Annotated in this window: 20 protein-coding genes and 1 riboswitch; of the genes, 17 read left to right on the forward strand and 3 right to left on the reverse strand. The window is 60.9% G+C overall.

Going from position 1 to position 26,128, the window contains the following annotated elements; translation table 11 throughout:
- The first annotated feature begins 3 nt into the window (after positions 1 to 3).
- From C7T36_RS16275 to C7T36_RS16310, 8 genes are all read left to right on the forward strand, one after another.
- Entirely contained in the window at positions 4 to 1,362 is a 1,359-nt protein-coding gene (locus C7T36_RS16275) for a TerD family protein (protein ID WP_080711817.1), read from the forward strand.
- On the forward strand, positions 1,359 to 1,973 hold the full coding sequence (locus tag C7T36_RS16280) for a hypothetical protein (RefSeq protein WP_033235993.1): 615 nt from the start codon (positions 1,359 to 1,361) through the stop codon (positions 1,971 to 1,973). The genes C7T36_RS16275 and C7T36_RS16280 overlap by 4 nt, the downstream gene beginning before the upstream one ends.
- A 37-nt stretch (positions 1,974 to 2,010) precedes the next feature.
- Positions 2,011 to 3,633, forward strand: a complete 1,623-nt coding sequence (locus C7T36_RS16285) for a DUF4407 domain-containing protein (RefSeq protein WP_045071485.1) — start codon at positions 2,011 to 2,013, stop codon at positions 3,631 to 3,633.
- Entirely contained in the window at positions 3,630 to 4,214 is a 585-nt protein-coding gene (locus C7T36_RS16290; protein ID WP_033235995.1) for a hypothetical protein, read from the forward strand. Before C7T36_RS16285 ends, C7T36_RS16290 begins: the two co-directional genes overlap by 4 nt.
- Positions 4,215 to 4,241: 27 nt before the next feature.
- Complete coding sequence (locus tag C7T36_RS16295) at positions 4,242 to 5,795, forward strand: hypothetical protein (RefSeq protein ID WP_033235996.1); 1,554 nt, start codon at positions 4,242 to 4,244, stop codon at positions 5,793 to 5,795.
- A 164-nt stretch (positions 5,796 to 5,959) separates the two neighbouring features.
- Positions 5,960 to 6,073, forward strand: a riboswitch (SAM riboswitch).
- Positions 6,074 to 6,162: 89 nt separating this feature from the next.
- On the forward strand, positions 6,163 to 7,389 hold the full coding sequence (locus C7T36_RS16300; protein ID WP_045071481.1) for an LLM class flavin-dependent oxidoreductase: 1,227 nt from the start codon (positions 6,163 to 6,165) through the stop codon (positions 7,387 to 7,389).
- Positions 7,390 to 7,408: 19 nt separating this feature from the next.
- Positions 7,409 to 8,776: an NtaA/DmoA family FMN-dependent monooxygenase gene (locus C7T36_RS16305; protein WP_045071480.1), complete on the forward strand. Its 1,368-nt coding sequence runs from the start codon at positions 7,409 to 7,411 to the stop codon at positions 8,774 to 8,776.
- An 80-nt stretch (positions 8,777 to 8,856) separates the two neighbouring features.
- Complete coding sequence (locus C7T36_RS16310) at positions 8,857 to 9,102, forward strand: hypothetical protein (protein WP_045071479.1); 246 nt, start codon at positions 8,857 to 8,859, stop codon at positions 9,100 to 9,102.
- Positions 9,103 to 9,105: 3 nt separating this feature from the next.
- Here C7T36_RS16310 and C7T36_RS16315 read toward each other — a convergent pair whose 3' ends face one another.
- Positions 9,106 to 9,531, reverse strand: a complete 426-nt coding sequence (locus tag C7T36_RS16315; RefSeq protein ID WP_045071477.1) for a nuclear transport factor 2 family protein — start codon at positions 9,529 to 9,531, stop codon at positions 9,106 to 9,108.
- Between the two features lie 378 nt (positions 9,532 to 9,909).
- On the opposite strand from C7T36_RS16315, the gene C7T36_RS16320 reads away from it, so the two are divergent.
- Genes C7T36_RS16320 through C7T36_RS16340 form a run of 5 tightly spaced genes read left to right on the forward strand, consistent with a single transcriptional unit; the run spans position 9,910 to position 16,096 of the window.
- The gene (locus C7T36_RS16320; protein ID WP_045071475.1) at positions 9,910 to 11,514 is read left to right on the forward strand and encodes an ABC transporter substrate-binding protein; all 1,605 of its coding nucleotides are present in this window, start codon (positions 9,910 to 9,912) and stop codon (positions 11,512 to 11,514) included.
- Between the two features lie 8 nt (positions 11,515 to 11,522).
- Positions 11,523 to 12,479, forward strand: coding sequence for an ABC transporter permease (locus tag C7T36_RS16325; RefSeq protein ID WP_045071473.1), 957 nt, complete (start codon positions 11,523 to 11,525; stop codon positions 12,477 to 12,479).
- Positions 12,479 to 13,333 (forward strand): ABC transporter permease, encoded by an 855-nt coding sequence (locus tag C7T36_RS16330; protein ID WP_045071471.1) that lies wholly within the window; start codon positions 12,479 to 12,481, stop codon positions 13,331 to 13,333. The genes C7T36_RS16325 and C7T36_RS16330 overlap by 1 nt, the downstream gene beginning before the upstream one ends.
- Positions 13,334 to 13,366: 33 nt before the next feature.
- Positions 13,367 to 15,067 (forward strand): ABC transporter ATP-binding protein, encoded by a 1,701-nt coding sequence (locus C7T36_RS16335; protein WP_045071468.1) that lies wholly within the window; start codon positions 13,367 to 13,369, stop codon positions 15,065 to 15,067.
- Positions 15,068 to 15,121: 54 nt separating this feature from the next.
- Positions 15,122 to 16,096, forward strand: a complete 975-nt coding sequence (locus tag C7T36_RS16340; protein WP_045071467.1) for a TauD/TfdA family dioxygenase — start codon at positions 15,122 to 15,124, stop codon at positions 16,094 to 16,096.
- A gap of 51 nt (positions 16,097 to 16,147) precedes the next feature.
- On the opposite strand, the gene C7T36_RS16345 is transcribed toward C7T36_RS16340, so the two are convergent.
- Together C7T36_RS16345 and C7T36_RS16350 are read right to left on the reverse strand one after the other, a co-directional pair.
- Positions 16,148 to 17,002 carry a hypothetical protein gene (locus C7T36_RS16345; protein ID WP_045071464.1) on the reverse strand — a complete coding sequence of 285 codons (855 nt, stop codon included), beginning with the start codon at positions 17,000 to 17,002 and terminating at the stop codon, positions 16,148 to 16,150.
- 88 nt (positions 17,003 to 17,090) lie between these two features.
- On the reverse strand, positions 17,091 to 18,092 hold the full coding sequence (locus C7T36_RS16350) for an MBL fold metallo-hydrolase (protein WP_033236007.1): 1,002 nt from the start codon (positions 18,090 to 18,092) through the stop codon (positions 17,091 to 17,093).
- 300 nt (positions 18,093 to 18,392) lie between these two features.
- Between C7T36_RS16350 and C7T36_RS16355 the strand changes: the two genes are divergently transcribed.
- From C7T36_RS16355 to C7T36_RS16370, 4 genes are all read left to right on the forward strand, one after another.
- Positions 18,393 to 19,493, forward strand: a complete 1,101-nt coding sequence (locus C7T36_RS16355; RefSeq protein ID WP_033236008.1) for an LLM class flavin-dependent oxidoreductase — start codon at positions 18,393 to 18,395, stop codon at positions 19,491 to 19,493.
- 98 nt (positions 19,494 to 19,591) lie between these two features.
- Positions 19,592 to 21,685 carry a hypothetical protein gene (locus C7T36_RS16360; RefSeq protein ID WP_239654825.1) on the forward strand — a complete coding sequence of 698 codons (2,094 nt, stop codon included), beginning with the start codon at positions 19,592 to 19,594 and terminating at the stop codon, positions 21,683 to 21,685.
- Positions 21,678 to 23,189: an ATP-binding protein gene (locus C7T36_RS16365; protein ID WP_045071461.1), complete on the forward strand. Its 1,512-nt coding sequence runs from the start codon at positions 21,678 to 21,680 to the stop codon at positions 23,187 to 23,189. The genes C7T36_RS16360 and C7T36_RS16365 overlap by 8 nt, the downstream gene beginning before the upstream one ends.
- The gene (locus C7T36_RS16370) at positions 23,186 to 26,110 is read left to right on the forward strand and encodes a Z1 domain-containing protein (RefSeq protein ID WP_045071459.1); all 2,925 of its coding nucleotides are present in this window, start codon (positions 23,186 to 23,188) and stop codon (positions 26,108 to 26,110) included. The genes C7T36_RS16365 and C7T36_RS16370 overlap by 4 nt, the downstream gene beginning before the upstream one ends.
- Positions 26,111 to 26,128: the final 18 nt, after the last annotated feature.

A 26,128-nucleotide genomic window follows, 5' to 3' on the forward strand; every position in this document is an offset into this window, starting at 1 on the left:
GTCATGACTCACTCGGTTCCGGGGGCGGGTATGGAAGCGCGGGCGGAGATCCTCGATTTCCTGCTCGAATCAGGCACCTGGCGAACAGGATTGCTCAGTCTGCTCCTCGATGGGGTAGGTGCGGCGATCGATGGCGGTCCTGTTGTTGTCCTCGGAGTAGCTGACGAGCGCGTGGGGCGGCTATGGTTCGGCGCAGTGTCGATGCTGTGCGCACCCAGCGGCTCGGAAGTAATCCGGTACCAGCACGCGGAAGGCCGCGAACAGGTTCGCGAGGGCGCACACCTGATCACGGTGTCCATGGCAAATCTGTACTTGTGGGCTGGATCCGGTGGTGTGGTGATCGGAGAGGACGACAACTGCAGTCTGGGGGAGATGTCGGTCGACCCGCATCAGAGCGAGCGAGGGACGTCGGTCGCTGTCACGCACTGGTCGCTCCTGGCTGAGGCGGTACTCGTTGACTCTGCGACAGCGCTCGCGGCATTCGAACTGCAGGAGTCGATAGACAAGAAATTTGCGACCGGAACGCTGCATCGGTTGTGGCCCTTGGCGATGACAGTGGCGTCTAGGCCGGACATGCACGAATCGATGAGCACGGCCGCAGAGGTTATCCGAGAGCACTCACCCTGGGAGCTGGTCGAGCAGGGCGAACTGTTCAACCTTGCCGTCGGTACTGTCGCGGGCGGTTGCGGCCGCGACGCGGCTGTAGAGTGGCGTGATCGCTTGACTGCGGGTCCTGCCCCTGAGCCTGCCCTACACGTCCCAGATCCGTTGATCCGATTGCCGGAACCAGCGCAGGCCCCCACCCCGAATCCTGTTGTGGCTCAGCCGGAAATTCGAACCTTGCTGATGGGTGAAGCGGCAGATCTTTCCCCCGACACTGTGCGATTGGGATGCTCTGTGTCGTGGACGCAGCCGATGTCGAATCAGTTGGAGGTTGATCTTGTGGCCTTCCTGCTCGATGAGAACCGCACAGTCAGCACCGACGAGGATTTTGTCTTCTACAACTCCGCGGTGGGAGGCGCAGGCGCGGTTGCGCTGTCCGTGCTGACACCTGAGGCGCAGCGCGTCGACATCGATTTCGGTGGGTTGGCCGCGCGGTATCACCGCGTTGCCTTGGGGGTCGTCATCACGGGGCCCGGGTCGTTCAGTCAGCTGAATCCTCTGCGAATGGTCCTGACCGACAATGAAGTTCCGATCGCCGATTCGATCTGTACGCACGGCACCACTGAACAGGCGATGATCGTGGGCGAGTTCTACATGCGGGCAGGTCGTTGGCGAGCGCGATCAGTTTGGCAAGGATACGACGGCGGCCTCGCGGAGTTGGCGACGTCGTACGGCGTTGTCGTGGACGGCCCAGGGTGATCGATCTTGCTAGCCGCCGCATCGTCGATGTACGAGGTCACCTGACCGATCCTTACGCTGCGTCGTTGTTGGTGGTGACGATGATGCCGGTCCTTTCGGCGATAGCGTTCGGGTCGATCCTGTGGCGTCCGCTCGGGTACGTCGTCGCGGTTGCCTCACTCTTCTACGTGCAGAGATTGCACCGCTGGATCGGATCTGGATTGCGAGGCATCAGTTCGGGGGTGCCGAATAGTCGGATATACCGCGCTACAACCTATCTCGTGATCGTTCTTTTCTCCGCGATGCTGTCTATCCCCGTCGTACAAGTCTTCTTTCGAGGTGATCTCGCGGCGATGGCCGCTCCGACGGTGGTGGCGGAAATGACGGACGGTTGGCAAGGGGCGACGGCGCCGGAAGCGATCTTCGGATCCACACCCTCGTGGCCGTCGTACGCGCCATGCCAGTTCGTTCAAGGATGGACCGGACCCACCGTAGCGAACTCGTGTTACTCGGCAGTGGGGTACCTGCGGATGTGGCAGATGCCCACCGCGTTACCGATGTTGTGTTCTCTCACCATGATTTACATCCTCTTTCCCCTCACCCTGGCCAGATTCGGTCGGTTGAACAAATAGCCTTCGACTTCCCTCGAAGGCATTGAAATGGATCGGTATGACGAAGAAGTATTATCTTGCGCGCCTGGCGGGCTCACGCGTCGATGTTCTGGAGAGACTTCCAGGCTCGGTCGCCAAGCAGACGGCAATGGGTTCGGTTCTGCTGACGACGGCTGGTTTTGCTACAACCTCGGCCGCCTACGCATTGTCGATCACAGGGATTGCAACAGGCTGGGCCGCCATCGCCGGTGGTCTGGTGTGGGGTCTCGCGATTCTCAACCTCGACAGGTTGTTGGTGATCGGACTCTCCGGCGAAAAGAGTATTCGACGCAGTGTAATGATGGCGTTGCCGCGAGTGTTCTTGGCGATTGTCATCGGATTCGTCATATCGACGCCGTTGATGCTCAAGGTTTTCGAGAGTGAAATCGAGACACAGCTCAACCGCAATATCCTTGCATCGCAAGAGCAGTTGAGGACCGACCTCAAGGACTCGACGTTGAGTTCCGACCTCACCGAGGCGGAAACCGAGTTGGCTCAGATGCGTGCGTTGATCAACGCCGGCCCCACAGCAGACCCGGCAGCCAACCCGGAAGTTGGACTGGTCCAGACCGAGATCGAAAAGCTCGAGGCGACGGCAGCGAAACAAAAAGCTGATTACGACGCCGCAATGACCAGGGCGCTCGAGGAAGAGGAAGGCACGGCCGGTACCGGCGTGCCGGGCTGTGCTGCGCTGTGTGTCGAGAAGAAGCGGCTTGCAGGCGAGGCAGAGAAACTATGGCAGGGAACGCTCGAGCAGATCAGGGCGAAGGAAGCCGAAAAGGCGACTGTCGTAGCCACACTCAAGGACGTTCTGCTGCAGGAGAGTGAGAAAGCCGTCGCCGACGCGGAACGTGATTTGCCTGCCGTCGAGCAGAATGTCGAGACATTGCGCGCCCAAGTTGACGGCGCCCAGAACGGGTCGTACGCGCTAGAGCAGGCCAACAAGGGAATCATCGCGCGACTCAAGGCGCTCAACGACCTCACGGAGGGCGACGGGACAGCGGGCATGGCCCACCTGGCGGTTTCCGTTCTGTTCATGCTGATGGAACTCCTTCCGGTCCTCTTCAAGGTGATGGCCAACGCGGGCACCCGCACGCCGTACGACGAGCTGGTCGAAGCCTTCGAGGAGGAAGAGAAGCGAGATGCGACGGAGGAAATCGATACCCGCAAACGGGTGTCGGAGTTCCGCCGAGATGCCGAGTTCGACGCCGAGCAGGACCGCATCAGCAAGCAGCAGGAAACAGTACTCAAGGTCAATGAGACTGTGGTTGCGCACCAATCCGAGGTAGTCGACGAAGCACTCGAGCAATGGAGTCGGCATGCAAAACGTGTGTCGACCGAACGTCTACGTGAATGGGAACGTGGTCTGATCGCTGAGGCCCGCGTAAGTCCCGACAGCGGGGCGAGGGACGTGGAGACCCGTCGACCGGAGCCGGTACCGACGTCAAGGTCGTCAGCGCCTGGTGTGGTATTGGACAAGCCGCGAAACCCGGTGACGGCTCCGTATATCGGCGGAGGGTATCCGCAGAGTCCGGCCACAGGCAGCGCGCCCGCCGGCCCGTTGCCGCATTGGATGTCCGAGACGACCTGGGCCGACGGGCCGGCTTCACACCTGCAGCCACCGGAGTCGATGCAGCAATGAGCACCGAGCTCGAGATCGAGCGGATTGTTCGCTCGCACATCGACGTTCGTGTTGTGGTCGACGACGACGCGAAGGAGCTGGCTCGGGATCTTCTCGAACAGCTGACGCAGTGGATAGCCGACGAATGTGCACGGCGCCCGATCCTCTCGGACATGTTTGCTGCCAGCGTCACTCACGTCGGTGGACATGTGTCCTTCAACAGCCTGGTCGACTGTGCCCACGGCAAAGTGGGTCGGCCGTTCCTGGAGCGACCTTCTCGAACCGTGGTGTCGGTGGTTGTCGGTTCGGCTGCGGCCATCCTCGCTCAACCAGGCAGCACTGAAATCTCCACGGCACCTGCGATGTTGGTGTGGCTGATCGGGGATGATGCGACGTCAGCGTTGCTGAAGGTGCACGATCGGATGGGGCCGAGAGGTCGTAGGACGGTCGCTGACAGCTCGCTGACGCCGGAGCTCTTTCTCACTACCTGTCAGACGGTCGTGCGAGGAGTACTCGAACGCCCGGGGGAATGGTGCGGCGAATTAGTCGGAAGTGTAGGCGTGAGCGCAGCGATGCGAGGTGTGGGATATGCGGTGTCGTAACGGTGTGCAATTCCTGGTGGGGCGGACATGAGCGTTGATGTCACTGCCCTGAGCATTCTCCGCGATGTTGAATCACCAGAAGGTCTTCCGGCCTTCGAGGTGAAGTCTCCGAAGGGCGTCGGACGTGGCTTCCGCTCTCTCTTCCGCACGTTCGAGGACGCGAGCGACGTTGTTGCCGCAAATGTGCGCTGGCTGATCGATTTTCGTGCGCATCTGACTCCTGAGGATCGCTCGACGCTCGACGCGTCATTTCTGTGGCCGCTCGAACTTGTCGAGTCGGACGGCGTCGCCGTGGGATATTTGACCGGTGTGGTTCCGGCGCGATTCGAGGAGCGAGTGCAGACACCCCATTCGGGGGTCGTGACGGTAGCTCGAACTTTGGACTGGCTGAACAATCCCGCGCACGCAAGGGATGTGGGTGCATCGGTGATTGTCGAACCGGATGACATTATCGTGCGCTCGGCTTACTGTGCTCAGATCGCGCGCGCGACGGCGTTCCTCCATTCTCGAGGCGTCGTGTTCGGCGATATCGGGCCCTTGCGCGTGGTCACGAGCGATTCACCCATCGACGTTGTGATGATCGGTTCCGAGTTCATGCACGCCGCCGAGTCTCCGTGGCGTGGACCCGGAGTGCATTCGCACGGGATGACACCACCGGAATGTGTTGACGAGGCGAGAGTTCAAGACGTCGGCACTGATCTCTTCAAACTGGCGTTGATATTTCGCGACGTACTCGGTGCGGCGCCGGCGAAGGCGTCGGAGATTTCGTCGTTGGCGGGTTTGGTCGGACGCGTTGACCACCGTGGAATCGAGATGTTCGAGCGGGGGCTGGGGTCGGATCCGGGAGCGCGCCCGTCGGCCGTCGAGTGGTACGCGTATCTGTACTCGGAGACCATCGCGCATTCGGCTCCGCCGGTGATCGAGATGTTCGGTGCGGTTCCTGAACACGGGATTCGAAATCAATCCATCGAATTCACCTGGAACGTCCAGGGACACCGCAGGCTGAACCTCGAAACGCCGTGGGGCGAGGTTCAAGAACTCGACATCAGTGCGTCGAGGTACAGAGTGACGTTGAAACAGTCCGGGCAGTTCCGTTTGATCGCGTCTAATCCGAGTGGAACTACCGAGCGGCCCAGCGACATCGTGTATGCCTTCGATCCTCCCGCTGTGCGTTTCGTCGAGGTTCCCGAGTTGGGCGGGGTTGCGCAGGCTATGACCGGTCTTGATTCGACGGTGCTGTCCGACCGAGTGGTGCAAGGACCCGAGTTCAATTGGCTGTATGGCAGTTTCGACGCAATTGCATCGCCGGAGTTGCCACCGCTACTGGAGCTTCCGCAGTTCGATTCCCCGGGTGTGCCACTGCACCAAATTGATTGGACGGCGCTGACATCGATTATCAACGATACGATGCGGGCGGCCGATGCCGAGGTACGTCAGGGAGCGCTCGGCCGCGGGAACATCGTGGACAGGGCCGGATTGCTAGTTTCCCGCGTGCGATTGCGCACCGATCGGGTTACCAGCGGCCTTCGTCGATCGCGAACTCGTCGGAGTAGCTCGAAGCGCCGCTCCGACGAGTCGTAGCTGTGTCGAGGTAGACGTCCCTTGTATGTCCCGATCTAGGTTTTTGAATCTTTGAGAATGAAAAGATTCGGCGGGGTGTTGTGGCAGGTGGTTCATGGTTTCTGCCCTCTGGTGGCAATTCGGGTCGATCGTGGGCGGGCTGCGGAACCGATACCGTCACGGTAGGTGCAGAGTTCCAGCGACAAGGACCGGCTAGCTGGACGGCAACCCTTCATGCCGATGGGGTGCCCCGGGATCACACCTGGCGACACGCGTGGTGTGTGTCGCAAGCGGCAGTTGCGGCACTACCCGTCAGTGAAAGAGGGCTGACGGTTCTGCGGCCGGCACTGTGCGCTCCCGAGTAGTCCTCGAACAGGAGTAGAAGCCGATGACCTCCACCCTTCCCATCCACCTCGCCGTAGCGCTTGACGGCGCCGGCTGGCACCCGGCGGCCTGGCGAGAACCCCATTCGCGTCCGAGTGAGCTGTTCACCGCGTCGTACTGGACAGATCTCGTGACTACAGCCGAACGCGGTCTGCTCAACTTCGTGAGTATCGAGGACAGCCTCTCCGTGCCGGGCAACCCATTCGAGCCCGTCGGTGACGCGGTCGATCGTGTGCGCGCTCGACTGGACGCGCATCTCGTGGCGGCCAGGCTGGCACCGGTGACGCGCAATATCGGATTGGTTCCGACGATCACCACGACGCATACCGAGCCGTTCCATGTCTCCAAAGCTGTTGCAACGCTCGACTACACGTCGCGAGGTCGCGCGGGGTGGCAGGTGAAAGTCTCAGCGTCCGAAGCGGAGGCCACCCATTTCGGGCGGCGCGATATCCCCGCGTTGACCGAAGATGATCGGGCATTGCTGGTATCAGGCAACCTTCCCGATTTCGTACGGGATCTGTTCGAAGAGTCGGCTGAGGCCGTCGATGTGGTTCGGCGCCTCTGGGACAGTTGGGAGAATGACGCCGAAATTCGTGATGTGGAGCGGCGCCGGTTCATCGATCGAGACAAGTTGCATTACATCGACTTCGAGGGCAAGTACCTATCCGTGCGTGGACCGTCGGTCACTCCGCGGCCGCCGCAGGGGCAGCCCATCATCGCAGCGTTGGCGCATCAGCGCGTTCCGTACGAGCTGGCTGCTCGAACAGCCGATCTGGTTTTTGTGACTCCTCTCGACGATGGTCAGGTGCCCTCGATTCTCGCCGAAGTGCGTGCGGCGCAGGAACGGGTTGAGCGCTCGGGTGAACCGCTCCGGGTTTACGGCGACATTGTTGTGTTCTTCGATGCGGCAGGGGAATCGGGTCGAGAACGACTCGACCGCCTGGACAATGCGTCGGGTACCCCGTACCGCTCTGATGCACTGATCTTCACCGGCACGCCGGCTGAATTGGCCGATCACCTTCTCCGCTGGCAGCAGTTGGGGATCGAGGGCTTTCGTTTGCGACCCGGTGTTGCCGTGGACGATCTTGACACGATTGTGAATGACCTGGTACCAGAACTGCAGAAGCGCAACGTATTCCGTACAGCGTATCCAGATACGAATCTCCGCGGACTTCTCGGATTGCCGATCGACGTCCCCAACCGCTACGCCGCCGGCACTCCGGCTGCCTGAACAGACGAGGAATACTTTCATGAGTTCTCAGCAGCGTAAGCAGGTCATCTTGGGTGCCTACCTGGGCGGCGTCAACCATCACACGGCGTGGTGGGATCCGCAGGCGGGCAGCCAGATCGAATTCGACTCCTTCGAACACACCGCTAGAACCGCCGAGCGCGGAAAATTCGACTTCTTCTTCCTGGCAGAAGGACTGGCACTTCGCGAACGCGCGGGACAGATCTTCGATCAGGACATCATCGGCAGGCCGGATACCTTCACGGTGCTCGCCTCATTGGCGGCAGTAACCGAACACCTCGGATTGGCCGGCACCATCAACTCGACGTTCAACGAACCGTACGAGTTGGCCAGACAGTTCGCGACACTTGATCAACTGTCCGGTGGCCGCGCGGCCTGGAACGTCGTGACGTCGTTCGATGCCTTCACCGGGCAGAACTTCCGTCGCGGCGGTTACCTCGATCGCGCGCAGCGGTACGAGCGCGCCGAGGAAACCGTCGCACTCGTCCGTGAAATCTGGGATTCGTGGCGAAGTGACGACATCGTCGCAGACAAGGATTCCGGTCGTTTCCTCGCGCGAGCAGAGGCTGGTGAATTCGCTTTCCACGGATCACAATTCGATGTGAACGGTCGGTTCACTGTTCCGCGCAGTCCGCAGGGTCGCCCGGTCATTCTTCAAGCTGGTGTCTCGCCGCAGGGGCGGGATTTTGCGGCCGGCAATGCCGACGCGATCTTCTCGCCGTACGGGCAGCTGCCTGAGGCGTCGGACTTCTATCGGGACATCAAGGCCCGTGCTGTTGCAGCCGGGCGTGATCCGGGTGACATCAAGATTCTGCCGTCGGCGAGCTTTGTGCTCGGCACGTCCGAGGCTGATGCTATCGAGAAGTACCGTGACATTCGCGATCAGCAAGTAACAGGCCAGACTGCGTTGATCCTGCTCGAGCAGATCTGGAATCTCGATCTTTCGGGTTACGACCCGGAAGGACCGCTACCTGATATCGCACCGGATCCCGAAGCGCCCCCGATCATTCAAGGACGGGCATTCATCCATCAGGACCGATTCGAGACCGTCGCGAAGTTGCGCGCTGTGGCCGAGAACAAGAAGCTGAATCTGCGTGAGGTCGTGATCGATCAGTTCGAGCGCGGGCCGATAGTCGGTACTGCGCAACAGATTGCCGAAAAGATCGATTCGTTTGTGCAGAACGACGGTTCGGATGGATTCATCCTCGGTTCGCACCTTGTACCAACAGGATTGGACGAGTTTGTCGACGACGTAGTACCGCTGCTGCAGGATCGTGGCGTTCTGCGCGCCGACTACGAAGGAACGACGCTACGAGACAACCTTGGTCTGGCAATTCCGGCTGATCGTGCTCTTGTGGCGCCGCGATGACATGGGCGAATAGCGCGTGGGGATTGGGGTACTCCGAAAACGTCGGCACCTAACGTCGACAGTCCTGGAGGAGGAAGACCATGCGTGTGAAAAGCCTGGTCGGAGCCGGCGCAGTGGCAGTTGCCCTGGTTGCCGGTCCCCTTGCCCAAACGTCTGCCCAAGCATCCGCGGAAGGCTCAGTGGCTCCGGGCTCGGATAGCCTGCCAGACTCGCTGACCTGCGAGAGCGTCTTCGACGCCTTGGAGGATCAGAGCCCGGAGTGGACGGAGGAGGGGATCGACCAGGTCGAAGACTGGTGCGAGTCGATCACCGGTGAAGAGGACTGACCGTCAGCCGCGCGCTATGACGCGTCGTGAGAGTCGCCAGCGGCCGTCCTCCAGCTCGAACTCGTCTGCGTAACTTCCGACGCCACTGAGGCGAGGCGCCGTGGCGGTGTCGACGTAAAACGTCCACACCGCTTCGGCGCGGGCCGTGGTGTCCGACGTGACCTCGACGGCGACTGCGGTGGTCACGTGGCGGGTGAAGGTTCCCGGTCCCTGAATTCCCGCAGCACGGCGTTCGCGCACACCGGCAGCGATTTCCTCGCGGCCGCGTCGTACCTGGAGCGGCAACCCGCGGTCGGGGTTGGCCGGCATTGTCCACTCGGCCTGCTGAGTGAATTGTTCGACGTAATCGTCGACTGCTCCCGTATCGGCGAGGTGGGCGATCCGCGCGAGTGTGGTTCGGATCTGCTCGGCTGGGCTTTCGGGCTGCATCTGTCTCCTTGGTATTAGGGCGGACCTTCCGGACGCTACCGCGATGAGCTGGGAATAGTGGGCCCGGTCTCGTTGAGCGGGCCTATTATTCGTGAGTTCGAATCACCGTGAGTCCAACTATTTCCCCAACATAAGGGGAAATGATTAAGTGTGTTCACGAAGGCAAGTGCCTTGAATCTGACCGGAAGGTTTACCGTGTCCGTCCCTCTGCGATGTCTGCGCTGACTTCTTCAGCGCCACACCGGCTGGTGTAGCCCTCATTGCCCACTGAACTTCACGGTTCGGGTTCTTCGAGGCCACCAGGACGACCACTTTCCCTTTTGCGTGCCGCGCTCAGCGCGCGTCGCTGCGCACCCTCATACGAAGGACCACACCTCCGTGAACTCGTCATTTCCGACGGCCGGGCTTGATCGCCGTGCCTTTTTCCGTGGCAGCGCTATTGCCGCATTCGCAATTCTTGGTACCGGCTCACTGGCCGCGTGCTCCTCGGCTGTTGGTGAACAGCGTTCGGATGCAAGTGAATCGGTGGAACCAGTGCGCGGCGGCACGCTCACCCTGGCAATTCCGGACGATGTCAGCCCATCTGCTCTTTTGACCAGCACAACAATTGCCGGCACTACCATCTCCGGGCTTGTCTTCGAGACATTGACCCGCTACCCGATCGATTCCGTAGTGCCGCAACCTCTTCTCGCCAAGGACTGGAAGCTCTCGGACGACGGTCTGACGTTGACACTGAATCTGCGCGACGACGTCACCTTCCACACCGGCCGCCCGTTCACCTCTGCGGATGCGGAGTTTTCGCTGCGTACGTACGCCGATCCCAAGTTCTCCGCGCAGCTGCGCAGCACAGCAGCCGCCATCACCGGCTACGACTCCTCGGATCCGAAAAAACTGGTGCTGACGCTCGCGCACCGAACCGGAAACATCTTCGACCTCCTGGATCTGGCGCCGATCTTCGACTCGGAGACCTTCGACAAGGCGGTCAGCGGTGAATCCTTCATCGGGACAGGACCGTTCGTCTTCGCCTCGCGCACCCCGAACAGCTCGATCTCCTTCGATCGCAATCCGAACTACTGGGTTGCTGAGCGTCCCTTCCTCGACCGCGTCGAGGCTCGTATCGTCCCCGATTCACAAGCCCGTCTGACGTCTCTCAAATCAGGCCAGGTTGCGCTCGTCGCCCCGGGATCGTTGACCTTCCGTGATTCTCAGACAGTTGGCAAGACAAGTGGTTTCGCAACTTCAGCTCTCGACGGGGCGGAACTGCAGACGTATCTGGGCGCCAACGTCACGGCTGAGGGATTGACCGATGTACGAACCCGGAAAGCCGTGGCGTATGCCATCGATCGGGATCGCATCATGAGTGAGGTGTACCGCGACGCAGGCTACGCCGTGAACCTGCCGTGGCCGAAGTCGTCGCCCGCATACGACGCGGCCAAGAACTCCACGTATACGCGTGACGTTGCCAAGGCTCGGTCACTGGTGAGTGAGGTGGGAACACTGCCGACCATTCCGTTGACGTACACGGGTGCCAGCCCGGACTTCGAAGCGGCAGCTCAGATCGTGCAGGCCAATCTTGCTGAAGCGGGAATTCGCGTCGAGTTGGACCCAGTCGAGGCGACTATCTTCTTCAAGCAGTTGATCGGCGCAGAGTTCAAGGGGCTGTGGCTGACCAGTCACACCTTTGCGCAGTATGTTCCGTCGACGCTGACCGTCAGCGCCTACCCTTTCAATGCCGCGCACAATGCGTCGAAGTTCAGTTCGCCGGCATACTCCGCGGCCGCCGACTCAGCGTGGCAGGTGCCCGACGGCTCGAGCGACGCTGCAAAGAAGCTGTACGCGGACCTCGGCACCCAACTGTTGGAAGAGCTGTTCCTGATCGAGATCGGTGTGGTGGTTCCGCAGGTATCGGCTGCTTCCACCGTGCATGATCTTGCGTGGACCAAGAGCCGTCAGCCGCAGTTCGCCAACACCTTCCTGGCCTAGGGGAGAACATGATTCGCTATGTTGTCGGCCGACTACCGTCGGCGGTAGTGGTTCTCTTTCTTGCATCGTTGTTGATTTTCTCGGTTATGCGACTGGTTCCCGGTGATCCGGCCTTGGCGCTGGCCGGTCCCGATGCCACGCCGGAAGCGATTGAGGCGATTCGTCATTCGCTGGGTCTCGACAAGTCGGTCCCCGCTCAGTACCTGTCGTGGATCGGCGATGTTCTGACGTTGGATCTGGGTCGGTCGTTTGTCCTCGGTGGTCAGATCTCGGATCTAGTGCTGGCCGGGTTGGGCAATACGGCGGTGCTTGCCGGCAGCGCATTGCTGTTAGCGGTAACGTTGAGCCTGATTCTCAGTGTGGCCGTGGTGGTCTGGCCGAAGAAGTGGCTGACCAGTGTGGTGAACGTGCTCAACACGCTCTCTGTCGCGCTGCCCAATTTTGTAACGGGTGTTCTACTGGTCCTGGTGTTTGCGGTGCTGATCCCGGTGCTGCCTTCCGGTGGTGTTCCTCCGGGCGGGTACCTGGCTCGCCCCGACATCACGCTGCAGTATTTGGTGCTTCCGGCACTGTGCTTGGCCTTGCCGGTCACAGCCGCTCTGACCAGATTTCTCTCGGAGGCCCTGCGCACCGAGATGGCGCAGCAGTATGTGATCACCGCTCAGGCTGCGGGAGTCACGCGCTGGAACCTGGTGACCCGCAGCGCTTTACGCAACGCGCTGCCGACCATGTTGACTGTCCTCGGAATTCAGACCGGGCATCTCCTTGGTGGAGCCGTGCTGGTCGAGGCCATCTTTGCCTGGCCGGGAATCGGTCAACTGATTCAGCAGGGAATCGGTCGGCGCGACTACCCCGTGGTGCAGGTGCTTCTGCTGCTCTCGGTCACGATCTTCGTGCTGATTCAGTTGCTGACAGACATCGTGCACGCCTACCTCGATCCGCGTATCCGCATTGGAGGACAGTAATGACTGTCGTTGATCAACGCCAGGACACGCAGACTCGACGTTCGCACCCGGTTCGTGACGCGCTGACTCACGGCCAGGGACTTGCGGGTGTCCTGATCGTGCTGGTCATCGCAGCGGCGGGCATCGCGGCACCGCTGTTGACGAACTACGGACCCAACGAACAGATCGAGGGCGCAAACCTGTTGGGCGCCAGCGCACAACACTGGTTCGGCACTGATCAGGTGAACCGCGACGTCTTCACTCGCTCGCTGTACGGCATCCGCATCAACCTGGTCATTGTGCTTGTCGCGGTGCCGTTGGGTGCGATCATCGGCTCGCTTGCAGGCTTGATCTCTAGCATCAATCCGGTTGCCGATGTCATCGCTCAACGAATCTTCGATGTGATCCTTGCTTTTCCGCTGCTCATTCTCGCGATCACGCTGGTAGCGATTACCGGACCCGGTATTTTTCCGGTGGTCGCGGTGATCGTGGCCGCCGAGATCCCTATGTTCGGGCGCCTTGTACGTACCAGTGTGCTCAAAGTTCGCGAGCTACCGTTCGTGGAATCGGCCGAAGTGATCGGGGCCGGCCGTTGGTGGGTACTGCGTAAACATGTGCTGCCCAACGTGGTCGAACCATTGAGCGTGCAGATCGCCCTGTCGATGTCGGTGGCCGTATTTGCCGAAAGTGCGATGAGCTTCCTGGGTATCGGCGTGCGACCGCCGGATCCGTCACTGGGGTCCATCATCTCCGGAGCCATCCCCAATCTCGACGTCAATCCCGCTTACGCCGTCGGACCGCTGATCATCGTCTCCGCCTTGGTCTTGAGTTTCCTCCTGATCGCCCAGGCGCTCGGCAAAGCCCGTCGCATCTGACGCCGCCTAAACGACCACTTCAAGGACACAAGCATGAACGCAGTAAAGCAGCAGGCGGTCCTCGCCATCGAGGATCTGGTGATCCGGTTCGGTACCGCGGATACCCGACGTGAATCAACCACCGTTGTCGATCAGGTGAATCTCGAAGTGGCACAGGGTGAAATTCTGGCACTGGTCGGAGAATCCGGATCGGGTAAGTCGCTCACAGCACGCGCAGTCCTCGGCTTGCTGCCGGAAGGGGCTCAGGCAAGCGGCTCGATCGAACTCGGTGGTCAGCAGGTTCTCGGAGCTGACGAGGCAACCTTGAACAAGGTGCGCGGCACCCGCGCCGCAATGGTGTTTCAAGAACCCCAGACCGCACTCAACCCGGTCCAGAAGGTGGGGTGGCAGATTGCTCAGGTTCTGCGGGCGCACGGCAAGATATCCCGGGCCGACGCTCGGGCCCGTGCCGTCGAACTGCTGCGGATGGTGGAGATTCCGGAACCGGAGCGTCGGGTCGATTGGTATCCACATCAGCTGTCGGGCGGTCAGAAGCAGCGAGTAGTTATTGCGCTGGCTCTGTCGGGCTCGCCGGATCTGCTGATCGCAGATGAGCCGACGACTGCACTCGATGTGACGGTGCAGGCCGAGATTCTGCAGTTGCTGCGGGATCTGCGCGATCGGTCGGGGACGGCGATTCTGCTGATCACACACAACATGGGAGTCGTTGCGGATATCGCCGATCGCGTGCTGGTGATGAAATCCGGTCAGGTGGTGGAACAGCAGTCGGTTTTCGATCTGTTTGCGTCACCGCGGGCGAGCTACACGCAGGCTCTGCTGGCAGCGGTGCCTCGGCTGCCGGAAGCCGAGCACGCCAAACCAGCAGTTGCGCTGGTCGATGATGTCGAGCGCGCGCTCACCGAGCCCATTCTCCGGTTCGACGACGTCTCGATCGTGTACCCGGCCCGTCTGGGTAACAAGGCGTTTCGGGCTGTTGATCAGGTGAGCCTGAGTGTGCGGCCTGGTGAAGTAGTGGGTCTGGTCGGTGAGTCGGGCTCGGGGAAAACAACTCTCGGGCGCAGCGCGCTGGGTGTCATTCGGGCTAGCAGTGGCACCGTGAGTTTCGACGGAACCGACCTGGGCACGATATCCGCAGCGAATCTTCGAGGTCTGCGTAAGGGTATGGCACTTGTCCATCAGGATCCGGCGGCGTCACTCGATCCCCGGCGGACCGTCGGGCAGAGCATCGGTGAACCCCTCGAAGTCCACCGCTTTGCTACCGGGGCCCTGCTTCGGAACAAGGTCGAGGAGTTGCTCGAAGCCGTTCGTCTCCCCAAGTCATTTGCTCACCGGGCACCGGGAGAGCTGTCCGGTGGTCAGCGCCAGCGGGTGGCGCTGGCGCGAGCACTCGCACTCGGACCACGACTGTTGGTTGCCGACGAGCCGACCAGTGCGCTCGACGTTTCAGTCCAAGCCGACGTTCTTTCACTATTTGCCGACCTACGAGAGGAATACAAGTTCGCATGCCTGTTCATCAGCCACGACTTGGCCGTCGTCCATCAGGTGGCCGACCGGGTAGCGGTGCTGCGCAGCGGGGAATTGGTCGAAGAGGGCCCCGCCGCGGAGGTATTCAGCTCACCGCGCCAGGACTACACCAGGAGATTGGTTGCAGCGGTGCCGCTTCCGGACCCGCTGCGCCAGCGCGAAGGACGGGGAACTACTCGAGTGGAGCCAAGCCTGACTGTTGCTGTCTGACCGATCCGCTCGCACGACACACAACCTTTCACTCTCACTTCACAGGAGAATTTCATGTCTATCACCGAACTCGAACGCGTCGCACTCACCCCTGAAGAGATCTACGCCGCAGGCGGAATCACCGTCCACAAGGTGGGTGAGCTGATTGGCGCACGCATCGACGGCGTTCACCTTTCGGGTGACCTGTCCGCGGAGACCGCGTACGCAATCAACTACGCACTCGCCGCCCACAAGGTTGTATTCTTCCGCGGTCAGCAGCATCTCGATGACGTGTCGCAGTATGAATTTGCCGGCACACTTGGCACGCAGACCACCACCCACCCGACGCTGAAGTCTGCTGACAACAAGCTGCTGGTTCTCGACGGTGCGGCCAGCAGCTGGCACACCGACGTCACATTCATCGACCGTATCCCGAAGGCATCGATCCTGCGCCCCACCACAATTCCCGAGTACGGCGGAGCAACGACCTGGGCTTCCACGACGGCCGCGTACAACCAGTTGCCGCATTCGCTGAAGGTTCTGGTCGAGAATCTGCGTGCGGTGCACACCAATGCGTACGACTACGCCGAGGTAGTCGACAAAGTGAAGCAAGGTAGTTCGCAGCGGGTCACCAACTACGGAGAGTTCACTCGCGAGATTTACGAAACGGAACATCCGGTGGTTCGTATCCACCCGGCGACGGGGGAGAAGACCCTGCTTCTGGGCCACTTCGTGAAGGAGTTCGTCGGACTCAAGCCGTCTGAGTCGGTTGCGCTGTTCCAGCTGCTGCAGGCACGAGTTATCAAGTTGGAAAACACAGTTCGTTGGGCCTGGGAGGCGGGAGATCTGGCGATCTGGGACAACCAGGCCACCCAGCACTACGGCGTCTCCGATTACGGAACCCAGGCGCGCAGCGTGCACCGGGTGACGTTGGCCGGCGACGTCCCGGTGGACGTCCACGGTGAATCCAGCCGCATCATCAAGGGCGACGCGTCCGAGTTCTCGATCGTCGCGGACATCGAGCGGCTCCCCGGGTTTGCCGCGAACTGATCTGATGTAGAGCGTCTGACAACGAAGCGCGTTTGGTGGCCGATTGTGCGGTCACCAAACGCGCTCGTCGAGTTCAGGGGGCAGCTCGAACATCTTTCCCCACGAGTGGTGGCACTTAAGGCAACTCCATTGGGGAGTGTTCGGGCCTACGACGCAACCGGTGACCGAGATCCAGGGTCTTTCGTTGTGGAGGTAGGCCGGCATTCCCGGGGAACAGCGCGAGGTCCAGCGAGCCCGGCACTGCGGGCATGGCGGGTGTGTCGAGACCATGTATTCGACAAGGTTCGTGTAAGCGGATGACGCAATTCTGCCCGCGCATTTTCGGCACAGAACGGCCGGACAGTCGTCTCCGGGCTCGAATTGTCTGAAGCTGCGCGGCGCCGAGTGAAAATGCATCGAATCCCCGGCTGTGAACTTATTCAAACGTAGCGGCGCATCACAAGCGGTGCATGAGCCGTAGCTGCCGAGTAGGGTGCGGGCGTGCGCAGCGGTTGACGTTGGGTCCGTGGTGTCGATTTCGAAGGAATCGAGACCGACGGCGGAGTGGAGCGCCCACAGGATGCGGTCACCGAGTGCGTCGTCGATTTGACCTGTCTCGCTGGGGAATTGGATTGACATTGCCTTTTCGATGTCCGGAACCAGCGGAAGTCGAGAGAAAGTGTCGTAGTTTTCGCTCACTTCCAGGCGAGCCATGCCGTCGGCGAACGGCGCTGTCAGGGTTTCCGCGCAAAGGACAGTTCGGGGATCGGCGTCCAAGACGGTGATCAGGACGTCGCCGGCCGCCATATCGCCGTGAAAGCTCCACGGATCGACTTTGGCCTTGGGTTCGAGAAATGCCACCACGGCGTCGAGCCAGGGTGTACCGAGAGCGATAAATACGTGCTGACCTGCGCTGCGCGTAATCATCTGCGAAGTATTGCAGGGGGTGCCGACAGGGCTCGGCTATCGAGACACTGGTCAGGGCCGGCTGTGCTGTCGGCCCTGACCGGTCATTTCAGTACGTACGGGCGAACAACGCCGGTTCCGTATCGGAAACCTGCGTAACCTGCTCGCGCGCAACCAGATGACGTAAATGTGCGGCACCCTCGGACAGTGCCATGGTCTTGCCCAGCGGAGAGATATCCGACCACGGCTTGTACCACTTCATATGTGCCGCAACATCCCACACCGTCAGCTTCTGATCGCCGAATGCCTCGAGTAGGTGATCCAGGCGCTCCTCGTGGTGCTCGATCAGCTCACCCGCGCGGCCACCCACGCTGTCGATGGGGATGCCGTGTGCGCCGAGTCCACGCGTGATGTCCATGGTCTGGACGCGTCGTAGAGACGCGAAGAAATCGGCCAGGGCGTCGCGTTCCTCGAGGGGGTACGTGAAGTTGCCGACGTGCGGCGTTGTCTTCTGCAGGACGTGGTCGCCGGTGAACATGACGTTTGCGTCGTCGAGATAGAAGCAGACATGCCCGGGGGTATGGCCTGGTGTGTAGACAACGCGGAGTCCGCGGCCGGTGAGGCTGATGATCTCGTTGTCCGAGAGGATCCTGTCGGGAGCGGAGTCCGCGCTCGTCGGTGGGTTTCCGTCGGCTGCCTGCCGGAATGCTTCGCGATCGGCCTCAGGGGCTCCGGCCTTGGCCATATTGGACAGCTGGTAGGCCATCCACTCTTCGCCCTTGCTGCTGGCCATCTTGTTGAACAGGTCGTGATCGTCCTCATGCATCGCGATCCAGGCACCCGACGCCTCACGCACGCGACCACACAACCCGGTGTGATCCGGATGGAAATGGGTCACAACAACGCCTTCGATATCGGTGACCGAATGACCGATCTCCGCCAACCCGGCATTGAGGCCCTGCCAGCCGTTGTCGTCGTCCCAACCCGCATCAACCAGGATCAGGCCGTTCGGGGACTCCATCGCGTACACCAGCGTTGCACCGAGTGGGTTGTCGGTGATGGGCACCGGAATCTGGAATATGCCATCGCCGATGGCAGCTGCACCGTTCATCTGTAGTACCTCGTTTACCGATTAAGGAATCTGTTTCTATGTCCTTCATGTTTACCGTGCGCTCGATTAGCCCGTGACGCAGGTCCTACCTGGCGGGAATGTGTGACCGTCGGAGTGCATTTCGGATCGGCGAGAGTTTAACCTTCCTACTTGTCGGCGTTTGTGGAGAACTGTTGAAGCAGTGCATGTTTCGTTGTTCTTCCGGCTTGAGGGTTGCGCTGCCACGGCGGTTCGCTGGAGGCAAGCGAACTAGCGTGTCGAGGGACAGGCGCCGTGCGGCGGTCTCGAGAAAGACGGGTCATGCGTTTTCAGGTTCTGGACATCATCTTCAACCCACCCCATCCAGTGACCGGAGAGGAAGTAGCACCCTCTGACCGACTCAATCGCGTGGTCGAACTCGCCGTTCTCGCCGAAGAGCTGGGCATCGACTCCTTCTCGGTGGGGGAGCGTCACGCCGGCCCGGTGCTGTCCTCTGCGCCGACGGTTATCTTGGGTGCAATTGCGCAGGCCACAGATCGAATTCTGCTCTCGACAGGCGTCACCGTCCTGTCTTTGCTGGACCCGATTCGGGTGGCCGAGGACTTCGGAACCATCGACCAGCTCAGCCGCGGGCGCCTCGAAATCGTGATCGGCAAGGGAAACGAGGTGCTGCAGTACCCGCTGCTCGGACTCGATATCTCCAAGCAGTACGAATACCTGACCGAGAACTACGAACTCCTCAAACTGCTGATCAGCGAGGAAAACGTCAAGTGGGTGGGTACCCACCGGCCCTCCCTCGAGGACGCAACGACGCTACCGCGTCCGTACGACGGGCCTTTCCGCATCTGGCACGGGTCCGCGACCTCCTTCGAGGCAGTGGAACTTGCAGCGAAGTGGGGAGATCCCATCGTTACGGCCAATGCGCTCCAGCCCCGCGAGAACTACAAGGTGCTCATCGACCACTATCGAGAGCAGTATCTCGCTCACGGCCACGATCCCTCCCGTGCGTACGTCGGCTCCGGCTCGGGTGGGCTGTTCCTCGCTGACACGACCGAACAAGCCGTCGAGGAATTCCGTCCCATCTACGAGGGTGCTGTCGCGCAGGCTGACAAGCGTAAGCACGACCCCAAAGCGGTCGGTAAGTCCACGAGCTTCCGGACCATCGAGGAAGCCGTCGACCGTGGCCCCGCTTTGGTGGGCTCCTCGGAGCGCGTCGCCGAGAAGATCCTGGACTACTACGAGAGTTACGGTCACGACTTCCAATCCGTATCCGTCAATCACGTCCTCGACTTCGAGCAGCAGAAGGATACGTTGCGCCGTTTTGCCGAAGAAGTGATTCCCCTCGTGAAAGCGGAAGTGTCGACCAACCTGTGGAGCGTCGGCGACGAGGATCGGGCGAAGGGTTTCACCGCAGTCGACTGAGCAGGTGAGCGTAGTCAGGTCCGACGCTGCGACGAGTCACAGCCTGCAGTAGCTTATTACCGACATCGTGGTCGGTTTTACACTGCAATGAAAGTTCTGTGAGTGGGAGTAGTGCGTTGACGTTGGGTGTGAACTCGCTACCCGCGACAGAACTGTCGGACACGCTCTGGGTCGATATTCTCCCGTGGCTGGACGACTACGTGTCTGACCGTGCCGCCTTGCTCGAACCGTTGGCACCGTCCCCGGACTGGTGGTTCAGTGAGTCGCCGTCGTTCACCGTTCTCGAGGTCGATCTCGAAAAACTGCTGTCCGAGTTGGCGTCGCTGTACATTTCCCACCACTCGTCGGCGGTTCTGAAGGAGAGTTTCCCGCTCCTCGATCCGACTGTGCCGATCAGTGCCCTCGCGCTCGATACACGGGCTGTGACGTCGCTGGCCCGTTTGGCCTCACAAGGGAACGTCGGTGACCTGCTGACTCACGCCACCGCTGAGATTTTTGGTGTTCGCGGCACCAGCGAGCAGACAGTTCACGATGTGGTTCTGAGCTTGCTGGTGTGTGCGGTGATGACAGATCCGCGCTCGCGCATCGAGACGCCGGACGACGGAGCCGCCCCGCCCGCGATCACGGCCTTGCTCGACGATCTCGAGCAGCTGGCGATGTGGCGACGGGTCCGCGGACAGGATGCGCGCCCGCTCGTCACTGTCGAGATCGATGACGAGTCGCCGGAACCCATCCAGGAGCTGGCTGCCCGGATTTCTGCGTTGACACCCAACGATCTACCTGCCACGGATCGTACCGACGCGATGGACGAGATCGACAACCTTTTCTCGCAACTCGACGAACGCGAGTCGATAGTGTTGCGGGAGCGCATTGTGGCGCCGGTGCCGCAGCGACGCGGAGCGGTTGGCGCGAAGCTTGGTGTGGGTTCGGGACGGGTAGGGCAGATCGAGGCTGAGGTGAAAGCCAAGATCAACGACGCCTGCGGGTTCGGAACTGCCGTCGGAAATCTGCTTGCCAGCTTGCGGGTCGAGATTCAGCCGGTCGCGTTGCTCGAGCGCCTTCTGGAGCTGCATCCGAGCATTGCTGCCGAAGTGCCCGGGTATGGCGTTCCACTGTGGTTGGTTCTCGATCGAATCGACGACTACTTCGAGGTCACCGATGGTTGGGCCGCCGCGCCCGGCGTTGCGGCAGCAAAGAAGCGTACGCAGACATTGCTCGAGGACTTCGAATCACCCAACGGCGTAGTTGCTCTCGGCGACGTTGCCGATACGGTGTCGATGTCTGCCGGCGAACTCGAGAAATGGCTCACCTGGTGCGGAATCACCGTTGTTTCCGGGTCCGCGTTGACGAGGGCGCGTCGAATCTCCGACCTGGCAGTTGGTGCGCTGGAGGCACTAGGGACGCCGAAGACCGTTCCCGAGTTGGCTGCGCTGCTGAAGACGGATCGCACCGAACGGTCGATCGAGCGGGCCCTCGAATCGGATGATCGCGCCGTCCTCGACGCCGGTTTATGGCACCTTCAGGCGTGGGGTAGTGCGGATTCCATTGTGGAAGAGCCTGTTCCGGAGCAGAGCGAGTTCAACGTCGACGGCGACGGCATTGTGCGACGTAAGCGCACACGGGATACCGCTAAACCGCCGGAGCAGACGCGTCGCCTGTACCGCTCCGGCAATGTCTGGCGATACCGTACGGCGGTCACGGCCGAGCACTTGCGAGGTTCGAGCTTTGCGGTGCCCGCCGGCCTGGCGGTCGCAGCTGGTTGTGCGCGCGGCGAGAGCGTGGAGCTCGAGAGTCATCTTGGTGTGCAGGCTGTTCGGTGGAGTGGTGCTCAGCCGACCTTCGGCACGATCCGCCGGTTCCTGCGTGAGTTGTCTGCTGTTGTGGGCGAGGACATCTTGCTCGAATTGTGGCAGGACGGGACGTTCCGGGTGGTGCGTCCGGTTGTTGTGCATGCCGATGTCGATCCGTTGCGGCAGGCACTTGCCGAAATCGGAAACCGCGAACCGTTGCGCACCGCTGATCGGCACGTCGTGCGTATTCTTGCCGAGGCGGTGAGTCTTCCCGGGGAAGATCGGCCGCGAAAGCTGCTGCGAGCCTATGAAGATCGAGGTGAGGACACAATCCTCGATTTGTTGGAAGCGGCCTGGGTCCACTCCGACGTATCGGCGGATTCGGAGATCGGCGATGCCTGACATCTCCGAAGTCTCGATCGTCGGAACCCAGGCGCTGACGGCTGACGAATCCCTCGCCGGTGCAGTGGGATTGCACCACACCATCACCACGGCCCTCGCCGACCTGGTGGACAACAGCCTCGACGCCGGTGCTGCGCACGTGTTGATTCGCTTTGTGCAGGACGGGACTCGAATCGTCTCGATGCTGCTGATCGACGACGGCTGTGGAATGGATGCCGTCACCATCGATGCAGCGATGACATACGGGCGCCGACGCGATTACGGCGCAGCAGATTTGGGTCATTTCGGCGTTGGTATGAAGGCCGCATCGTTGAGTCAGGCGAGAGTGCTGCGGGTGTGGTCGAGGCGCTCGGGTAACTCCACCCAGGGCCGTGAGATCGACTCTGGGCAGGGACGCCAGGCGGTTTCGGTAATCGACGAGGGGGAGGCAGTTGCTTTCTTCGACGCCGTCACACCTCGTTTTCCGTTCGAGGCCGGCACTATCGTCGAATGGCGCGGGATCACAACCTTTCTGATGTCTGCGAACGCGGACGAGCAGACCAGTTGGCTCGAGCAAACCATCAACGATGTGCGCAGCCACCTCGGTGTGGTGTTTCATCGATTGATCGAATCCGGCCGAGTTGCGTTGACTGTAGATGTCTTCGATGTCGCGGCTGGGCGGGCAGGGGCGTTGCGCTCGGTTGGCGCAGTTGATCCGTTTGCCTATCCGCGCACTGGTTCGCCGAATTACCCTCGACAACTGACTGTGTCGATCAACGGATCGACTCCAGTTGCTCACGCCCACATCTGGCCGGCGCGGAGCAATGCGCCGGAGTTTCGGCTGCACGGTGCACCAGGCAGGGATCAGCAAGGTTTGTACTTCTATCGACATGACCGACTCTTGCAGATCGGTGGCTGGAACGGGATTGTTCGCGGTCGTCCCGATTACGGATTGGCCCGCGTCTCGATCGACCTCGACGACAATGTGTTGCAGCACATCACGATCAACCCCGAAAAGTCGGGAGTCACTCTTGACGCCACTGCAACGGCTGCCATCGACGGCGGAGTATTCGCCGATGGAACGGCGAACTTCCGTTCCTATCTCGATGACGCCGAAAACTCCGTCCGCGCAGCGCGCAGCCATCAGCCCCGGCCCATCAGCGTCGTAGAACCTTCTTCCGGTCTTCCCGAGGATGTGCTCGATTCTTTCAGCGACGCATTCGAATTCACTGTTGGCGCCGACCCTGTTGCCATTGGATGGCGAGCATTGGCACGGGATCAATTCTTCGAAGTAGATCTCAAAACCCGCACCTTGTGGATCAATGCGCGTTTTCGGCGCGACCTGCTAGGGCGCCGAAGTCTCGACAACACGGACGCACCGGTGCTGAAGTCGCTCATCTATCTGCTGGTCGGTGAAATGTTCGAGGGTGTCAGGATCAGCGCGCGGCAGAAGGAAAAGATGCAGGCGTGGCAGGAAGTCCTGATCTCTGCAATGGCGGCACATCGAGAGCAGGTAGCGCAGTGAGCGAGGAAGTCTTCCGTGCCGTGGCACGCGAACTGGGCGACGGGTTTCCACCTGAAAACGTTCTGTACCCGGTCAATGCGCGGTTGCGGGCCAGCTTTCCCGACGGGTTGACCATCGCCGACATCGTTGACGTCTTCCTGGACGACAGCGCTGTTGCCGTGCGTACCGCTCTGCGGTCACGATTGCGTCAGTGGGATGCCGAGAGCGTCGAAACGTGGGTAGGAGCCACCGCCGCGCAGAGCGACGAGCGTCGAACTCTGATCTACGAATTGCTCGGACTGCCCGCTCAGGTGCACGACGACCTCAGTGCGAGGTTTCCCCGCGACGGTGGACCAGTGGTCATTGCGGCTCAGCAGCCGTGGGATCCCTGGTACACCGCCGAGCGACGACGCGAGCATGACTTCTACTGGCGTGCGTACAAGCGTGTTCTGGCGGACAAGAATTGGGACGACGCGACGATCGGCAAACTGGATGTAGCCACCACTGAGGTCGTTCACCGGCTCGCCGACCCAACCCGGCCGGAGCCGTATCAGTCCAAGGGGCTGGTGGTCGGGTACGTCCAGAGTGGAAAAACGGCGAATTTCAGTGGAGTAGTGGCCAAGGCGATCGACGCCGGCTACCGATTGGTCATCGTCTTGACCGGCACGATCGAGATTCTGCGGAGCCAGACTCAGCGACGTCTCGACATGGAACTGGTCGGCCGTCAGAACATCAGCGCCGGCGTCGACGACGACTACACCAATGACGAAGATTGGCGCGCGGGGAACTTTCTCGAGCACGAAATCGATCCCAACAAGACAAACGAGATTCCGGCAATCCGTCGACTCACCACGTCGACGTTCGATTACAAGAGCCTGCTTGCGGGCTTGAGCGCGTTGCACTTCGAGACCGTCGATCACTCACTTCCGCTCAATGATCCGAAGAATCTGTACCCCAGCAATATTCGGATCGCTGTTGTCAAGAAGAACGTCTCCAGTCTCAAGAAGCTGGTCGCGGATCTGAAGAAAGTCCCCACCGAACTCGAGCAGATCCCGGCTCTGATCATCGACGACGAGGCCGATCAGGCGTCGGTGAACACGATCGATCCGAAGAAAATGGAAACCGAGCAGATCGAGCGGACTGCGATCAACGGTCAGATTGCCGAGATCCTCGGTCTTCTCAAGCGGGCTCAATACATCGGTTACACCGCAACACCCTTCGCCAATGTGTTTGTCGATCCGGAAGACAGTGTCAACGTCTTCCCTTCGGACTTCATCGTCAGCCTCGAGCGGCCCGGCCCGTACATGGGTGGTGCGGACTTTCACGATCTCGACGATGTGGATGACGATGACAAGACGCCGGCCAATTCGAACGAGAAGGCATACGTACGGGATCTTCGAGCCGAGTGCGACGAGGATCGCTCAGCCGAGCAGTTGCGAGCGCTCGACTCGTTTGTCCTGACCGGGGCAATCAAACTATTCCGGGAATCAAAGGGCGCCAAGTCGTATCGGCATCACACGATGCTGGTGCACGAATCGGTGAAGCAGGCCGAGCATGACGCCGTAGCCGACGACTTCAAGGCCCTGTGGCAATCGGCCGGATACAGCCAGGCCAAAAGTCTTTCCCGGCTGGACAAGCTCTGGGCCGAAGACTTCGCAGTGGTGAGTGCGGCTCGGGGCAGTGAACTGGAAAATCCTGGTTCGTTTGCCGAGTTGGAGGAATTCATCGGCGCTGCCTACGACAAGATTTCCGAGGGAACCAGCCCCGTTATCGTGGTCAATGGTGCGGCCGAGAAGGACTACAAGCAGGATTCCCTCGACTTCCAGGAACGCAGCGTCTGGAAGATTCTCGTCGGCGGTACGAAGCTGAGTCGAGGCTTCACGGTCGAGGGACTCACCATCACGTACTACACCCGCAGAACCGGCCAAGCCGACACGCTGATGCAGATGGGTCGATGGTTCGGTTTTCGTCCAGGCTACCGAGACCTGGTGCGGCTGTTCATCGGTCGTACGGTCGGCGGGCCAGCCGGTGCCGAGTACGACATGTACAAGGCGTTCGAGGCCATCGTGCGGGACGAGGAAGAGTTCCGGCGTGAGCTCACCAGGTTCAGCGGTGTGAACGAGAATGGCGAACCGTGGGTCACCCCGCGCGATGTGCCGCCAATGGTGTTCCAGCAGCTTCCGTGGCTCAAGCCCACTGCGCGGAACAAGATGTTCAACGCCGAGCTGGCTTATCGCGGTATGGGCGGCGAGAGTTTCAGTTTCACGATGCAGCCGCCGCGCGGTGACGGCTCGATCAATGCCCGACATTTTGCTGCCGTCGGTCCGGTGTTGAAGTCGCTCGGCGATTCCGGGACCTTCAACTTTGTGGACAAGGACGATGTTGTGCGGTCCTTCACCGCACGGTACGGAATCGTCCCCGCTCCCGTTGTTCTGGATGCAGTCGATCAATTCGAGTGGGCGACGGGCTGGAACTTCGGGCCGCACCGTGAAGCACTCTCGGCGGCAATCGAATCCGGGTTGCTCGAGGATTTTGCCGTTCTTCTGCCACAACCGAAGACACGCGAGCCCATCGAGATCAAGGGCTGGCACGAGAAACTTCCGATCGTCAATCGCAAGCGTCAAGAGCGTGAGTATCGAACAGGTTTCACCGGTACCGCCGTTCGCGAGCGTGATGCCATCGAGCACATTGCCGGCAGCCCGAAGAAGAACGGTGGGCCCCTGGCCGGGGCACTGCACCGTAAGACTCGCGGCGCGTTGATTCTGGTTTTTGCCAATGATCCGGGTCCACGTCAGTTGAAGCGGGCACAGGCTGGTCCGGTGGATTCGCGTGACTTCGCGACGCTGTTTTCGTACGCCCTGCCGCAAGCTGCGGAACCGTTGGGGCGGATCGGTTTTCGGGTCAAACAATCAGGGACAGGTGCGATAGTCGATGCAAGCTAGGTGTGTAGCGGTGAAGGA

This window comes from Rhodococcus sp. AD45-ID (assembly GCF_003023755.1).
Lineage (GTDB): Bacteria > Actinomycetota > Actinomycetes > Mycobacteriales > Mycobacteriaceae > Rhodococcus_F > Rhodococcus_F globerula.